The organism is Micromonospora sp. WMMD961 (assembly GCF_029626145.1).
GTDB lineage: Bacteria > Actinomycetota > Actinomycetes > Mycobacteriales > Micromonosporaceae > Micromonospora.
Map to the genome: position 1 here is coordinate 1,349,586 of NZ_JARUBJ010000002.1, position 15,158 is coordinate 1,364,743.

The 15,158-nt window shown below is 70.8% G+C and carries 18 protein-coding genes; 16 read left to right on the top strand and 2 right to left on the bottom strand.

Annotated elements, in window-relative coordinates; all coding sequences use genetic code 11:
- The first annotated feature begins 304 nt into the window (after positions 1–304).
- The 7 genes from O7614_RS06515 (at position 305) to O7614_RS06545 (ending at position 6,479) form a co-directional block, all read left to right on the top strand.
- A complete protein-coding gene (locus O7614_RS06515) occupies positions 305–1,048 on the top strand; it encodes a DUF5753 domain-containing protein (RefSeq protein WP_278142176.1) in 744 nt (247 codons plus the stop codon).
- Positions 1,045–1,233, top strand: coding sequence for a DUF397 domain-containing protein (locus O7614_RS06520; RefSeq protein ID WP_278142177.1), 189 nt, complete (start codon positions 1,045–1,047; stop codon positions 1,231–1,233). Before O7614_RS06515 ends, O7614_RS06520 begins: the two co-directional genes overlap by 4 nt.
- A gap of 228 nt (positions 1,234–1,461) precedes the next feature.
- Positions 1,462–2,646 carry a spermidine/putrescine ABC transporter substrate-binding protein gene (locus tag O7614_RS06525; protein ID WP_278137572.1) on the top strand — a complete coding sequence of 395 codons (1,185 nt, stop codon included), beginning with the start codon at positions 1,462–1,464 and terminating at the stop codon, positions 2,644–2,646.
- 5 nt (positions 2,647–2,651) lie between these two features.
- Positions 2,652–3,749: an ABC transporter ATP-binding protein gene (locus tag O7614_RS06530; RefSeq protein ID WP_278137573.1), complete on the top strand. Its 1,098-nt coding sequence runs from the start codon at positions 2,652–2,654 to the stop codon at positions 3,747–3,749.
- Positions 3,746–4,603 (top strand): ABC transporter permease, encoded by an 858-nt coding sequence (locus O7614_RS06535; RefSeq protein ID WP_278137574.1) that lies wholly within the window; start codon positions 3,746–3,748, stop codon positions 4,601–4,603. The genes O7614_RS06530 and O7614_RS06535 overlap by 4 nt, the downstream gene beginning before the upstream one ends.
- Positions 4,600–5,427, top strand: a complete 828-nt coding sequence (locus tag O7614_RS06540) for an ABC transporter permease (protein WP_278137575.1) — start codon at positions 4,600–4,602, stop codon at positions 5,425–5,427. The genes O7614_RS06535 and O7614_RS06540 overlap by 4 nt, the downstream gene beginning before the upstream one ends.
- Positions 5,428–5,696: 269 nt before the next feature.
- Positions 5,697–6,479 (top strand): G5 domain-containing protein, encoded by a 783-nt coding sequence (locus tag O7614_RS06545; RefSeq protein ID WP_278142178.1) that lies wholly within the window; start codon positions 5,697–5,699, stop codon positions 6,477–6,479.
- Positions 6,480–6,531: 52 nt separating this feature from the next.
- On the opposite strand, the gene O7614_RS06550 is transcribed toward O7614_RS06545, so the two are convergent.
- Positions 6,532–7,230, bottom strand: a complete 699-nt coding sequence (locus tag O7614_RS06550) for a hypothetical protein (protein ID WP_278142455.1) — start codon at positions 7,228–7,230, stop codon at positions 6,532–6,534.
- On the opposite strand from O7614_RS06550, the gene O7614_RS06555 reads away from it, so the two are divergent.
- From O7614_RS06555 to O7614_RS06585, 7 genes are all read left to right on the top strand, one after another.
- Positions 7,198–7,353 carry a hypothetical protein gene (locus tag O7614_RS06555; protein WP_278142179.1) on the top strand — a complete coding sequence of 52 codons (156 nt, stop codon included), beginning with the start codon at positions 7,198–7,200 and terminating at the stop codon, positions 7,351–7,353. The genes O7614_RS06550 and O7614_RS06555 overlap by 33 nt on opposite strands.
- Before the next feature lie 344 nt (positions 7,354–7,697).
- On the top strand, positions 7,698–8,363 hold the full coding sequence (locus tag O7614_RS06560; protein WP_278137576.1) for a response regulator transcription factor: 666 nt from the start codon (positions 7,698–7,700) through the stop codon (positions 8,361–8,363).
- Entirely contained in the window at positions 8,360–9,424 is a 1,065-nt protein-coding gene (locus O7614_RS06565) for a HAMP domain-containing sensor histidine kinase (protein WP_278137577.1), read from the top strand. Before O7614_RS06560 ends, O7614_RS06565 begins: the two co-directional genes overlap by 4 nt.
- 72 nt (positions 9,425–9,496) lie before the next feature.
- Entirely contained in the window at positions 9,497–10,519 is a 1,023-nt protein-coding gene (locus O7614_RS06570; RefSeq protein ID WP_278137578.1) for a pyridoxal-phosphate dependent enzyme, read from the top strand.
- A complete protein-coding gene (locus O7614_RS06575) occupies positions 10,516–11,646 on the top strand; it encodes a D-alanine--D-alanine ligase family protein (protein ID WP_278137579.1) in 1,131 nt (376 codons plus the stop codon). The genes O7614_RS06570 and O7614_RS06575 overlap by 4 nt, the downstream gene beginning before the upstream one ends.
- A complete protein-coding gene (locus O7614_RS06580; RefSeq protein WP_278137580.1) occupies positions 11,643–12,320 on the top strand; it encodes a M15 family metallopeptidase in 678 nt (225 codons plus the stop codon). The genes O7614_RS06575 and O7614_RS06580 overlap by 4 nt, the downstream gene beginning before the upstream one ends.
- Positions 12,321–12,375: 55 nt before the next feature.
- Entirely contained in the window at positions 12,376–13,050 is a 675-nt protein-coding gene (locus O7614_RS06585) for a hypothetical protein (protein WP_278137581.1), read from the top strand.
- Positions 13,051–13,085: 35 nt separating this feature from the next.
- On the opposite strand, the gene O7614_RS06590 is transcribed toward O7614_RS06585, so the two are convergent.
- A complete protein-coding gene (locus tag O7614_RS06590) occupies positions 13,086–14,327 on the bottom strand; it encodes an SUKH-3 domain-containing protein (RefSeq protein ID WP_278137582.1) in 1,242 nt (413 codons plus the stop codon).
- A 79-nt stretch (positions 14,328–14,406) separates the two neighbouring features.
- Here O7614_RS06590 and O7614_RS06595 point away from each other — a divergent pair, with 79 nt between their 5' ends.
- Both O7614_RS06595 and O7614_RS06600 read left to right on the top strand, forming a co-directional pair.
- Positions 14,407–14,829 carry a YbaB/EbfC family nucleoid-associated protein gene (locus O7614_RS06595; protein WP_278137583.1) on the top strand — a complete coding sequence of 141 codons (423 nt, stop codon included), beginning with the start codon at positions 14,407–14,409 and terminating at the stop codon, positions 14,827–14,829.
- Positions 14,826–15,158 carry a hypothetical protein gene (locus O7614_RS06600; protein ID WP_278137584.1) on the top strand — a complete coding sequence of 111 codons (333 nt, stop codon included), beginning with the start codon at positions 14,826–14,828 and terminating at the stop codon, positions 15,156–15,158. The genes O7614_RS06595 and O7614_RS06600 overlap by 4 nt, the downstream gene beginning before the upstream one ends.

Here is a 15,158-nt window from a genome sequence, read left to right on the forward strand (position 1 = left end):
CGGCCTCCCGGCCTCCTGCGTTGATCATGAAGTTATTGACGCTCGCTGCGGCGTGTCGTGGCGATAACTTCATGATCGACGAGGTGGTGGGGGAGGCCGTCAGCGTTTGGGGCGCTGGGCAGCTTGGGGGCGTTCCGGGGGCGTTCTGGGAGTGCGCCGACATGTCTGACCGCCACACGCCGGTAGACCACAGACATCGCCACGCAGCGTGGTTACCATCCGCCGCAGCGTGCATCGATCCAAGTCGCGGTGTGCGCCTGGCGGGCGGGAGGCTCCGGTGGCGAACGAGGCGTTGCGGGTGGCGATGGCCGAGGCGGGGGAGACTGTCGAATCGCTGGCGGAGAAGGTTCGCGTCCATCCCAAGACGACCGCGCGGTGGCTTGCCGTGGGGCACATCCCGCATCCGCGTACCCGGGTCGCGGTGGCCAGGATCCTGTGCCGGGACGCGGCCGACCTGTGGCCGGAGCCGTTCCGTCGCCGTGACCTGCCGTGGTTCCGACCGTGGGCCGAGCTTGAGCAGGATGCCATCTCGATCCGGTCCTATCAGCCGTTGCTGGTGCCGGGTCTACTGCAAACCGAGGGGTACGCCCGCGCGGTGCTGGGCACCGGTGGGCTGGTCCCGCCGTCCGAGGTGGATCTCATCGTCGCGAGTCGCCTCGAACGGCAGGCGGTCCTCGGCCGCGATGCCCCACCGCAGCTCGTTGCGGTGATCGACGAGGTGGTGCTGCGTCGCCTGGTCGGCGACCGCGCCGTGATGTCCGGGCAGTTGGCTCACCTGGCGGCGGCAGCCGAGTGGGAGCACGTGCAGGTCCGGGTCATCCCGGCCGACAGCCCGTGGCACACCGGCCTGGCCGGCCCCTTCGTGCTGGGCCGCCTGCCCGACGGGACGGAATTGGCGTATCTCGACAACCAGCTCCGCGGTCAGATCGTGACCGATCCCGTCGACGTCGTTAACCTGGGACGCAGGTGGGAGAGCGTCACCGGTGAGGCGCTACCCCAACGCCGGTCGATCGAGCTGATCAGGGAAGTGGCGACGACATGGACATGACCGACGCCCGCTGGCACACCGCGACCCGCAGCAGCAACAACGGCGGCGACTGCGTCGAGGTGGCCGACAACCTGCCCGGCCGGGTGCTGGTGCGCGACAGCAAGGACCGTGACGGTGGCATCCTGGCCTTCGCGCCGGCCGCCTGGGCGTCCTTCGTCGACGGTGTGCGCCGGCCCGACCGCTGACCGGACCCCGGGCCGATCCATTCGGGTTCACGGAAAGCGCGGTGTCACGGCGCGAGGATGGCCCGGTTTCCCGAAAGGCGAGTGGATCAAGCCTTCCGACGTCGCGTGGACCACGCTGAGCGTGATGGACGGCTGCACGGGCGGTGACGCGCTGGCCCCGATGCTCTTCTGGCGCTGCGGGTTTGTCATCGTGTCAGGCGTCCACGGCACCGACCCTGAGGAAGACTGATGCGCGCGCCCCTCCGGCCCCTCTCCCGGCGTGGACTACTCACCGGCACTCTAAGCACGGTTGCCCTGCTCACCACGGGCGGCAGCCTCGCCGGCTGCGGCACCAAGGGCGCCCAGCAGACCGAGGCCGGCTGCGTCAGCGAGGACCTGTCCGGCACCGAGAAGAAGCTCGCCTTCTCCAACTGGCCGCAGTACCTGGACGTGGACGAGACCGACGAGTCCAAGCGGCCCAGCCTGGACGAGTTCGTCGCGAAGACCGGCATCGCTGTCACCTACACCGAGGACATCAACGACAACAACGAGTTCTTCGGCAAGGTACGGAACCAGCTCGCCGCCTGCCAGAGCATCGACCGGGACATCATCGTGCTGAGCGACTGGATGGCGGCCCGGATGAGCCGGCTCGGCTGGGTGCAGAAGCTCGACCCGGCGAAGATCCCGAACGTGCGGGCCAACCTGCTCCCGTCGCTGCTCGACCGCTCCTTCGACACCGAGAACCGGCTCTCCATCCCGTGGCAGTCCGGCCTCGCCGGGTTGGCGTACAACGGCAACGTCACGAAGGAGCTGCGGACGGTCGACGAGCTGCTCACCCGCCCCGACCTCAAGGGCCGGGTGACCGCGCTCAGCGAGATGCGCGACACCATGGGCCTGCTGCTCGCCTCGAACGGGCACGACCCGGCGAACTTCACGCCCGCCCAGTTCGACGACGCGCTGAACAAGCTGAGGAAGGCCGTCGACTCCGGGCAGATCCGCCGGTTCACCGGCAACGACTACGCCCCGGACCTGGCCAAGGGTGACATCGCCGCGTGCATCGGCTGGTCCGGCGACGTCATCCAGCTCGCCGGCGCGGACGAGAAGGTCAGGTTCGTCGCGCCCGACTCCGGCGCGATGCTCTACAGCGACGACATGTTGGTGCCCAACAAGGCCACCCACAAGGCCAACGCCGAGCAGCTCGTCAACTACTACTACGAGCCGGCGGTCGCCGCGAGGCTCGCCGCGTACGTCAACTACATCTGCCCGGTCCGGGGCGCCCAGGCGGAGATGGAGAAGATCGACCCGGAGTTGGCAGCGAACCCGCTGATCTTCCCCGACGAGGCGCTGCTGTCGAGGTCCACTGTGTTCATGACCCTGGACGAGAAGCAGGAGAAGGAGTACGAGGGCAAGTTCCAGCAGGTCATCGGGGCGTGACGCGGATGGCGCGCGAGACACCGGCCGGCGACCTGCGCCTGGCCGACCTGACCAAGCGGTTCGGCACCCGTACCGCTGTCGACGCCCTCGACCTGACGATTCCCCAGGGCTCCTTCTTCGCGCTGCTCGGTGCCTCCGGCTGCGGCAAGACCACCACCCTGCGGATGATCGCCGGGTTGGAGGAGCCGACCAGCGGCCACGTGCTGCTCGGCGACCGGGACATCGGCCGGCTGCGGCCGTACCAGCGACCGGTCAACACCGTCTTCCAGAGCTACGCGCTCTTCCCGCACCTCGACGTCTTCGAGAACGTGGCCTTCGGGCTGCGGCGGCGCGGCATCCGCCCGGTGGCCGACGAGGTCAACCGGATGCTGTCGCTGGTGCAGCTCGACGGTTACGGCAGCCGGCGACCCGCCGAACTCTCCGGCGGCCAGCAGCAACGCGTCGCGCTGATCCGGGCGCTGGTCAACCGACCGCAGGTGCTGCTCCTGGACGAGCCGCTGGGGGCTCTCGACCTGAAGCTGCGCCGGCAGATGCAGATCGAGCTGAAGCGCATCCAGACCGAGGTCGGCATCACCTTCGTGCACGTCACCCACGACCAGGAGGAGGCCATGACCATGGCGGACACGGTCGCGGTGATGAATGCCGGCCGGATCGAGCAGCTCGGCGCGCCCGCCGACATCTACGAGTTCCCCGCCACCGCGTTCGTCGCGAACTTCCTTGGCCAGTCCAACCTGCTCGCCGGCGAGGCCACCGGCGTCAGCGGCGGCGACGTCGCGGTGACGGCGCACGGCGCGCGCTACTCGGTGCCCGTCGGCCGCTCACGGGCCGAACGCGGGCCGGTCCACCTGGGGGTACGCCCGGAGAAACTGCAACTGGTCGGCTCCGCCGCCCAGGTGCCCGTGGGTCATCAGCACGTCGCCGGGGTGGTCACCGACGCCTCCTACGTGGGGGTCAGCACGCAGTACCTGCTGCGTACCGGCGGGGGCATCGAGCTGTCGGTGTTCGCCGCCAACAGTGGAACGTCGACCCCGGTGGCGGTCGGCGGGGCGGCCGTGGCCCATTGGGATCCACGGCACGCGTTCCTGCTGCCCGCGTCGTCGTGACCCGGCTGACGCGGCGGCGACTCCTGCCGTACCTCCTGTTGCTGCCCGGCGTGGCCTGGCTGCTGGTGTTCTTCGGTGTGCCGTTGGTGCAGCTCGCGGCGGCCAGCCTCTACGACCCCAGCGGTTCGCTCACCACCGGGTACGCGATGACCTGGGCGTTCGGCAACTACCCGGACGTGGTGCAGGCGTACTGGCCGCAGTTCCTCCGCTCGTTCGGTTACGCCGGGTTGGCCCTGGTGCTGGCGTTGCTGCTGGGCTACCCGCTGGCGTACACGATCGCCGTGAAGGCCGGCCGGTGGAGGAACCTGCTGCTGGTGTGCGTTGTCGCACCGATGTTCACCAGTTTCCTGGTGCGCACGCTGGCCTGGAAGACGGTCCTGTCGGACAACGGGGCGCTCGTCGGCCTGCTGCGTGACGCGCACCTGCTCGCGCCGGACGGGCGGCTGCTGGCGACCCCGTTCGCGGTGGTGCTCGGCCTGACGTACACCTTCCTTCCGTTCCTGGTGCTGCCGCTGTACGCGAGCCTGGAGCGGCTGGATCCCCGGCTGTTGGAGGTGGCCAGCGACCTGTACGCGAGCCCGGTGCGGGCGTTCCGTCGGGTGACCCTGCCGCTGTCCATGCCCGGTCTGGTCGCCGGCACGCTGTTGTTCTTCATTCCGGCCAGCGGCGACTACATCAACGCGGAGCTGCTCGGCACCCCGAACGAGTACATGATCGGCAACGTCGTCGACTCGGCCTTCCTGGTCCGGCTGGACTATCCGCAGGGCGCCGCGCTGTCGGTCCTGCTGATGGCGGCGATCCTCGCGGTGGTCGTCGGATATCTCCGCAGAGCCGGCCGGGAGGAGGTGTGGTGAGGATCGCGCGCTGGCTGGCTGACCGCTGGGTGCTGATCGTGGCGCTGCTGGTGCTCGGGTACCTGGCGTTGCCGAACCTGGTGGTGGCGGCGCTGTCGTTCAACCGCCCGTCGAACCGGCTGTCGTACGACTTCAACGAGTTCACACTGGACAACTGGCGTCGGCCGTGTGCCACCTCGGACATGTGCGACGCGGTGGTCCGCAGTGTGCAGATCGGGTTCCTCGCCACAGTCGTCGCCACAGTGCTCGGCACCCTGATGGCGTTCGCGCTGGTCCGGCACCGCTTCCGCGGCCGGACCGGGGTCAACGTGCTGGTCTTCCTGTCGCTGGCCACCCCGGAGTTGGTGATGGGCACGTCGCTGCTGGCGCTGTTCGTGTCCGCCGGGGTGCCACAGGGCTTCTGGACGGTGGTGATCTCGCACGTCGTGTTCTGTGTGTCGTTCGTGGTGGTCACGGTGAAGGCACGGCTGGCCGGGATGGACCGGCGGCTGGAGGAGGCCGCGATGGACCTCTACGCCAGCGAGTGGCAGACCTTCCGGCGGGTCACCCTGCCCCTGGTGCTGCCCGGCATCGTGGCCGCCGCGCTGTTGGCGTTCTCGCTGAGCTTCGACGACTTCATCGTCACGAACTTCAACGCCGGCACCACTGTCACCTTCCCGATGTACGTGTGGGGCGCTGCCCAGCGTGGGATCCCACCGCAGGTCAACGTCATCGGCACCGCGATGTTCGCGGTCGCGCTGCTGCTCGTGGGGCTCGGCTCGCTGCGCGGTCGGTCGGCTGGTCGGGCCGCCTCGCGGGCCGGGTCGGCGCGGACGGTGCGCTGACCGCGCCTGCTGACGGCATCTCGACAGCTCACCGGTCGTCCGGTGGCGATCGACGGCGCGACGGCGTGCGGGGTGCTGATTTGCGGCTCTTGTCGGCAAATGCAGCCGCACGATCGGCCGAGCCGATCGGACGGGAGGGTTGCTGCGGCTGGCGTCTCGTCGTCCGGGGAAGCGCCCACGGATCATCGGTGTGAAGCGAACGGCGCAGGTGACGAGCGCGACGGATGATATTGCACACGGTGTTTGCGACGACACTCATCGCCGTGACGATGCAATCACCACAGAACCCGGGCCCGCCGTACCCGTCGCCGTTCGGTCAGGCGCCCCGCCCGAACTGGTTCCGTCGGGCCAGTCCGGCCCGCCGCACCGCCGTGATCCTCGGCTCGGTGACCCTGTCGATCCTGCTGCTCTGCTGCACCGGCACCGCCATCATCGGCGCGTTGGCCGGCGAGCCCGAGCCGACCACTACCGGCACGGCCGCCGAGCAGGCGCAGCAGCCCATCGTGGCGGCGCCGGCCGACCCGACCGAGGAGTCCTCCGCCCCGGTCACCGAGCCGGACGCCACGCCAACTGCCGCTCCCGACGCCGTCGTTCCCCCGGCGCCGGCCTCGCCGACCCCGTCGGATGCCGCGACAGCGCCGGTCGTCAAGGTGACGACCGAGACGGAGCAAGCCACCGTCCGGTACACCGAGAAGACCGTCAAGGACGCGTCCCTGGCCGAGGGCAAGCGGGTCGTGCGGACCAAGGGCGTCAACGGGGTGCGAACCCTGACGTACGAGGTGACCACCACGAACGGGGTGCGGACGTCCCGGAAGCTGGTCACGTCCACAGTGACGAAGCAGCCGGTGACCCAGGTCGTCGCCGTCGGCACCAAGAAGCCGCAGTCGTCGAAGTGCGACCCGAACTACAGCGGCTGTGTCCCGATCGCCAGCGACGTCGACTGTGCGGGCGGCAGCGGCAACGGTCCCGCATACGTCAGCGGCCCCATCCGCGTGATCGGGTCCGACATCTACGACCTGGACCGCGACGGCGACGGCACAGCCTGCGACTGACCCCGCCCCGTTACGCGTCGATCATGGAGTTGTGGTTGGTGATAGATCCTCATTAGAGGCTTTTGTGGGGCACCACAACTCCATGATCGACGGGTAGAGGGAGCGGGGCTAGCACCGGCTGTCGCGGGGGGTCTACGCGCCATCGGCTGATCTGGCAGCACACCTGCCGGCGATCCTTCGACGGCTGCCAGCCACCGCCGTCGTCGGCTTCCAGACTGGCGCACAACTCCATGGCTTCGGCGATGCGCGCACCCCCGACGTGCACGTGGTTGTGCCGGCCGGGGAGAACGTCCCGCACATGCGGGGCGTGATCGCCCACGAGGCGGTGCTGCCCGTGCGCGATCCTGTGCTGCTGGCCGGAGTGCCCTGCGCGCCCGCTGCCAGATGTGCCGTCGACCTCGCGCGATCGATGCGTCGGATGGACGTGATGCCGCTGCTGGACCTCTGTCTCCGCGTAGGTGCCTGCCAGCCCGAGGAGCTGCGGGCCGAGGTCGCGCGGCACAAGCGTCTCCGTGGGGTCTGTCAGGCTCGCGATCTCGTGCCACGTGCCGACCCCCGTGCGGAATGCCGACAGGAAAGCCAGCTTCGACTGGTGTTGGTCGACGGCGGCCTTCCACCACCGGAGCCGCAGATCTGGGTCCGAGACGGCAACGGGATACCGCTGTACCGCATCGACCTTGGCTATCGGCACCATCGGGTCGGTGTCGAGTACGACGGTCTGTCCCACCTGGACCGCGACCGTCTCCGGCACGATCGTTCCCGATCGAACTGGCTCGCCGCGAACGGCTGGCAAATGCGCCACTTCACAGACCTGGACCTCTACCGCCGCCCGGCCCACATAATCAAAACCCTGCGTCCTCTCCTCCACCCCTAACCCCCACCCCCACCCCCCGCCCCCACCCCCGCCCGGTCGATCATGGAGTTGTGGTGCCTCGCCAATCGGGCAAAGCCATGCAGAACGTCAACCACAACTCCATGATCGACGCGTAAGGGCGGGGGCGCGGTGGAGGGCTCGTGACGCGGCTCACTCTCCGTTGGGGCGGTCGGGACACCGGGTGCGGGCGGCACGGGACTGGGACGAACCCGGCGGCCCCCTGGTCGCGCAGACTTGTCCCTGGGGCAATGCCGTGGACGATGGCTGTCGGCGGGTGCTTACGGAACCCTTAACCCGGGCCTGCCACGGTATGCCGGGTAAGCGGAACTCGGGGGAGCGACAACGTGCGGGTGCTGGTGGCGGACGACGAGCGGTTGTTGGCGGACACGGTGGCCGAGGGGTTACGCCGCCTGTCGATGGCCGTGGACGTCTGCTACGACGGCGACGGCGCGCTGGAGCGGGTCGGGGTGAACCGGTACGACGTGGCGGTGCTGGACCGGGACATGCCGGGTCACACCGGCGACGAGGTGTGCCGCAGCATCACCGACGCCCAGGTCGGCACGCGGGTGCTGCTGCTCACCGCCGCGGCGGGCATCCGGGACCGGGTGGAGGGTCTCGGCCTCGGCGCGGACGACTACCTCACCAAGCCGTTCGCCTTCGCCGAACTGGTCGCCCGGGTGCAGGCGCTCGGCCGCCGGTCCACGCCGGCGCTGCCACCGGTGCTCGCCCAAGAGGGCCTGGTGCTGGACGTGGGTCGGCACCTGGCCACCCGGAACGGCCGTCCGCTCGCGCTCAGCCCGAAGGAGTTCGCGGTGCTGCACGTTCTGCTGCGCGCGGACGGCCAGGTCGTCAGCGCCGAGGACCTGCTGGAGCAGGCCTGGGACGAGTTCGCGGACCCGTTCACCAACGCCGTACGGGTCACCGTGATGACCCTGCGCAAGAAGCTCGGCGATCCGGCGGTCATCCACACCGTCCCGAAGGCCGGCTACCGCATCGGCGGGACGGCGTGACCTGGACGCCCCGCCGTCGGGTGCTGCTCGTAGGTCTGCTGGCCCTGCTGGCCGGGCCGTTGCTGCCGACGATGGGCAAGTGGCTGGCGGGGACGACCTGGATCTGGGGGAGGCAGTTCTGCGAACTGCCGATACCCGGGCTGTACACGGTGTGCGCGGACGCGCGCCCGGGGGCGTTCGCGCTGCCCCTGGCGGCCATCCTGCTGGTGACGCTGGCCGCGCTGCTGGGGGTCTGGCTCGGTGCGGTGTGGTGCCTGCGCCCCGTCCGTGACCTGACCGGGCCCATCGAGCACCTCGGCCCGCAGAACCTCGGTCACCGGATCCGACCCCGGGGCCGCGACGAGTTGGCCCAGCTGTCCCGGGCGATCGACGACATGATGGAACGCATCTCCGCCGGGTACGACGGGCAGCGGCGGTTCGCCGCGAACGCCTCGCACGAGCTGCGTACGCCCCTCGCCGTGCAGCGCACGCTCATCGAGGTCGGCATGGCCCGAGCGCTCAGCGGCGAGCAGTTGGAGCTGCTGACCAGTCAACTGCTGGAGACCAACGAGCGCAACGAGCGGCTGATCGAGGGTCTGCTCGCGCTCAGTGAGAGCGATCAGGGTCTGCGTTCGCGGATACCGCAGCGGCTCGACACGATCGTCGAGGCGGTGCTCGCCAGCTACCAGGACCGTGCCCGGGAGGCCGGAGTCACCATCGACACCCACCTCGAACCCCGGGTCGTCGTCGGCGAGCGGGTGCTGCTGGAACGCCTGGTCACGAACCTCGTGGAGAACGGAATCAAGTACAACCGGCCGGGCGGCTCGCTGAAAGTCGTGGTGAACCAAATGCCCGCGCTGTCCGTGGTCAACAGCGGTCAGCCCGTGCCGGCCGAGGCGGTGGCCGGTCTCTTCGAGCCGTTCCGCCGGCTCGCCCGGGACCGGACCTCGCAGGGCGGCGGGGCCGGTCTGGGTCTGGCCATCGCCCGCTCGATCACGCAGGCGCACGACGGCATCATCGCGGCCCGGCCCGCCGAGCACGGCGGCCTGCGGGTCGACGTCCAGCTACCCACCCTGACCTGACGCATCCACACCTGCACCGGGGTCCACGTACCACTGGATCCCGCCGTCGGTGTGCCCGAAAAAGGAGAGACGATGACACGCACCGTTGGCCAGGTCCGGGCCGATGTCGAGCAGGCCAGCCGCTGGCTTGCCGGTCGCGTGGTCCGCACCCCCGTGCTGCGGTCCCCGGTGATCGACGAGCTGGCCGGGGCGCGAGTCCTGCTCAAGGCAGAGAACCTGCAGAACGGCGGCTCGTACAAGATGCGGGGGGCGCTGCGTGCGGTCGGCCGGCTCGCCGCGGCCGGCCACACCGGTGTGATCGCGCAGAGCACCGGCAACCACGCCATCGCGGTGGCGTTGGCGGCCCGGGAGCACGGGCTCGCGGCGACAGTGGTCCTGCCGGTCGACGCGGCACCGACGAAGATCGACCGGGCCCGCGCGGCGGGGGCGCGCGTGGTGCTCGCCGGGACCGACGTCGAGGAGCGGGCGGCGACGGCCAGCGGGCTCAGCGACGAGAGCGGTCACCCGGTCGTCGACGCGTACGACCACCCGGACGTCATCGCCGGGCAGGGCACGGCCAGCCTGGAGCTGATCGAGGAGGCCGAGCGCGCGGGCACACCACTGGACGCGCTGGTCGTACCCGTCGGTGGTGGTGGTGGGGTGGCCGGCGCGTGCCTGGCCGCCGCCGGTACCGGCATCGAGGTGTACGGCGTGGAGCCGGTGGGTTGTGACTCGCTCGCCCGCAGCCTGGCGGCCGGTGAGCGCGTCCCGGTCGCGCCGGCGCGCACGATCGCGGACGGGCTGCGGCCGTCCTGCGTGGGTGAGCTGCCGTTCGCCATCGTGCGCGACGCGCTGCGCGGGGTCGTCCGGGTCGACGACGACGAGATCGGAGCGGCGTTCCGGCTGATCCTGATGGAGTTCAAGGTGCTCGCCGAGCCGTCCGGGGCGGCCGGCCTGGCCGGGGCGCTCCGGCTCTCCGGCGACGCGGGCCTGGGCTTCGGTCGGCAGCGGACGGTCGGCGTGGTGCTGACCGGCGGGAACGTGGAGGCGTCGCTGGTGGCCCGGCTGGTCGTCCAGCGGCCCAGCACCGTGGCGGCGGAAGGGGTGGCGGCATGAACGCGCCGATTCGGATCGGCATCCTGTTCGGTGGACCGTCGGCGGAGCACGAGGTGTCCTGCGCGTCCGCGCTCGGGGTGGCCCGGGCGCTCGCCGGTGGCGGTTACCGCACTGTCGCCATCGGCGTGACCCGCAGCGGCGGGTTCCGGCTGATGCCGGATGCGCTGCTGGCCGAGTTGCGCGACCGGCCCGCCGGCGAGCGGGCCATCGACGACCACCTGGTGGTGACCGGCCCGGCCGTCGAGTTACGGGCCGGCCCGCGTCCGGGCGTCGTGCAGGTGGCCGCCGGTAACGCCCCCGGCGCTGTGCACGCCGAGCTGGACGTGGTCTTCCCGGTGCTGCACGGTCCGTACGGCGAGGACGGTGTGGTGCAGGGGCTGCTGGAGTCACTGAACGTGCCGTACGTCGGCTGCGGCATCCTCGCCTCCGCGGTGGGCATGAACAAGGTGGCGATGAAGCGGGCGTTGCGGGCCGAGGGCATTCCGGTCACCCCGTACGTCGCCTTCGACTCGCACACCTACCGAGCGGCCGACGACCCGCAGGACCTGGTTGCGGGGCTGCGTCGGCCACTCTTCGTCAAACCGGCCAGCATGGGTTCCTCGATCGGCATCTCCCGCGTCGGCGTCGGCGACGACCTGGCGACCGCCGTGGAGGAGGCGCTTCGCCACGACCAACTCGTGATGGTCGAGCAGGGGGTCACCGGTCGCGAGCTGGAGTGCGCGGTGCTCGGCGGGGCGCGCCCCGAGGCGTCGGCGGTCGGCGAGGTGCAGGTCGCCGGTGGCTGGTTCGACTACCAGCAGAAGTACTTCGGTGACGCCGACCCGATGATCGTTCCCGCCGTCCTGCCGGACGAGGTGACCGAGCTGGTCCGTGAGTTGTCACTGCGCGCGTTCGCCGCGATCGGCGGTTGGGGCCTGGCCCGTGTCGACTTCTTCTACGACGAGAAGACCGGTGCGGTGTACGTCAACGAACTGAACACCATGCCCGGTTTCACCGCGCACTCGATGTACCCGAAGGTGTGGGCCGCTGTCGGTGTCGGTTACCGGGAGGTGGTGGACCGCCTCGTGGATCTGGCCCGCGTCCGGCACGCCGGACGGTCTGCGATGACGGCGGGCAGCGTCCGATGATCCTGCTCTCCGATCCCCGGGTGGCCGCCGTACCCAGCTCCGACGACGGCGACCCGCTGGTGGACCTGCGGGCGTTGCCCGAGTTGCGCCTCGACGGCCGCGCGGTCGACCCCGCCGGGGCGTACGCCCGGTTGCGGGCCGGGGTCGTGGACCGTCTGCTGGCCGCGCAGCGTGCCCTGCCCTCCGGGCTGCGGCTGCTGGTGGTCGAGGGTTACCGGCCGTACCAGGCGCAGTTGGCGATCTTCACCGGTTACCGTGACGAGCTGCGTCGCCGGCACGCGGACTGGTCTCCCGAGCGACTGCACCGCGAGACCACCAAGTTCGTCTCACCTGTCGAGGTGGCCCCGCACAGCACGGGCGGGGCCGTCGATCTGACACTCTGCACCGACGACGGCGTGGAGCTGGACCTGGGCACGGCCATCGACGCGACGCCGGAGGACAGCGCCGACGCCTGCTTCACCGACGCGCCCACCATCAGCGCGACCGCCCGACACCACCGGCAGATCATGGTGGACGCCCTCGGCGGCGCCGGGATGGTCAACTACCCGACCGAGTGGTGGCACTGGTCGTACGGGGATCGTTACTGGGCGCTGATCACCGGGGCACCGTGCACCCGGTACGGGCCGGTGGACCTGTCCGTCGCTCGATCGATTCCCGTGCCAGCTGAACGGTAGGGCGCTGCCGTCCGTACCAGGCGGTGACGAAACACCGAGGACGGGAGTGACGGCGATGAGGGTGCAGCGCAGGCACGTGCTGGCGGCGAGCGTGGCGGTGCTCGCCGCGGCGGGTGTGGCGGTGGGAACCAACCTGGGGTTCGCCGGCACCGCCCCGACACGGTCGTCGGTCTGCTCCGGCTCGGTCACCTTCTCCGCGGAGGGCGGTGCGCCGGCGGCGACCAGCGACCGTTTCCCGGTGGGTACCCGGCTGCGGGTGACCAACCTGGACAACAACCGGGCGGCCACGGTGACGGTGACCGGGCCGTCGGGCAGTTGCGTGCTGCTCAACGCCGCCGCCATGGAGCTGGTCCGGGAACCCGGCAAGAACGTGATCCGGCGCAACGTGGTGGAACGCGTCGACGGTGCGGCACCGCCCGCCGCCGCGCCGGCTCCCGGCACGGTACGCCCCGGTGCCGCGTCGCCGGCCGCGTCCGGCCCGGCACCCCGGTCGGCGTGCTCGGGTGCGATCACCTTCTTCGAGGAGGCCGCCGGGCCGGGGGCCACCAGCGGGCAGTTCCCGGTGGGTACCCGGCTGCGGGTGACCAACCTGGACAACAACCGGGCGACCACGGTGACGGTGACCGGGCCGTCGGGCAGTTGCGTGCTGCTCAACTCGGCCGCGATGGAGCAGATCCGCGAGCCGGGCAAGAACCTGGTCCGCCGCAACACGGTCGAGGTGCTTCGCTGATTTCCGGGGTCGGGGCTCGTGCACCGGGCCCCGCCCTAGTCGGCCTGCCAGGTGCCGTCGTCGCGAACCCGGGCCGGGGCGCGGCCGAGCAGCAGAGTGGTCAACGCGGCGTCGATGGTGTCACCGAGGAACCACTCGCCAGTCTGGTCGAGCGCGAAGACCCGCCCCCGCTCGTCGACCGCCAGGATGCTGTCCTGCTGCTCGGTGCCGATCGGGAAGAGGCGTACGCCGAGCACCGCGCCGAAGTCGGCGAGTGTGTCGGCGGTGTGCGCGATCAGGTGCGGGCGGATGTCGAAACGGGAGATCCACACCTGTTCGCCTCGGCCGCGCCGGGCACCAACCAGGCTCGGAAACGCGGTCAGCGCCTCCACTGCGGCCGGAAAGACCGTGTGCTGATGGGTCACCCCTGATACCGCTGTCACGTCCCGCACCGCTGCGGCGGCCATGATCTGGTCCCCGATGTGCGGTCGCCAGCCGGCCGCGACCAGCGCGTTGGCCACCACCGCCGGGAAGCGCCCAGGGGCGGGGTCGGTTGCCGCGGGCGCACGCCAGGTCTCGGTGTACGCCCGAGCCGACTGCGGCAGGACGTTGGCGCGCACCAGGAAGCTGATGCACGAGTCGCAGGGCAGTTCGGCGGGGCCACCCGCCGGATCGCCCGGCTCCCGGATCCGGAATATCTCGAACCGGGCGCCCTCCAGCAGCGCTGCCGCCTCGGCCCGACCCATCGGCGCGATGCCTTCGGCGGCCCGACGGTGGTCGTACTCGTGCAGCACGTCGGAGACGACGATCAGCTCGGCGTGCGCCTCCCCGCCCCGGACCAGCTCGCCCGGCGGCAGCCGGTCCAGGTAATCGCGGACCAGCGGGTGATGATTCAGCGGGACGTCGCCCTTCGCGCCCTCCGCCGTCCAGATCCGGCCGTCGATGGTCAGGTGCGCCGAGGTGTTCGGCGTGGCCACCCGGTGGATCTCGCGGGTCAGCAGACTCGACGGATCGACGGTGCGGGGAGCCGTCGGCCCGGCCGGTTGGCTGCGGCGGTACAACTCCGCCACCACGTCACTCGGCACCCGTGGCCAGGTGGTCACCGTGCCGGTCTGCTTGTCGACGACTGTCGTCGGCAGGTCGCCGGGGACAGTGCGTACCTCGGCGGCGACGACGGACGTGATGACGTAGCCGAGGTCGAACTCGTCCACCAGCGCCGTGCACTCGTGGCCCAGCCGCAGTGAGTCGCGGCGGGCCCAGGTGGCGGCGAGCTGTTCGGCCTGCTGGCGGTCGATCACGCACTGAAACTACCGGACTACACGGATCGATGGCAGCCGGTATGGTGCTGCTCTACCGACGGTGACGGGAGGGGCGGCGGTGAGCGAACACGTGGACCGGCACGCCAACCGCGAGCTACGAGCCCGATTCGATGACGTCTACGGGCAATACCAGCAGCTCAGATCCGGTTTGGACGACCTGCAGGCACGGCTCGCCGAGCTACGGGTGACCCGACGGTCGGCCGACGGTCAGGTCATCGCGACAGTGGGCGCCCGCGGCGAGTTGATCCAGGTGGAGCTGGCGTCGACCGTCTACCGCGAGCGCGACGCCGCGGCGCTCGGCCGAAAAATCACCGAAACGGTCCAGGCCGCCGCGACCGCCGCTGCCGACGCCACCCGCGACCTCGTCGCCGAGAGCATGCCGGCCGGTTCCGGCTCGGTGGAGTTCCTGCGTACCGGCGACTACGCGGCCCTGCTCGGTCGAGCCGACGCGGTGCTCGGCAGGCGCGAGGGGCAGGCATGACCGACGGCCAGCTCTGGCTCGATCCGTCCCGGGCGCGTCGGGGTGGTGCCGACCTGGCGCTCGCCGGCGAGGCGGTGACGGCCCGCCGAGCGGCCGAGGGTGGCGCGATCGAGGCCGCCAGCGGTGCCAGACCGTGGGGCCGCGACGACATCGGTGCCGCGTTCGAACGCAACTACCGTGAGATCGAGCAGACCATGCTGCGGGCCTGGGCGGGTGTCGGGCACCGGCTCACCGAGTTGGGCGGCGACGTGGTTCGCGCGGTCGATGCGAGCGTGCAGACCGACGGGGCCAACGCCGCCCGGTTCGGTCGGGCCACCGACAGGCACTGA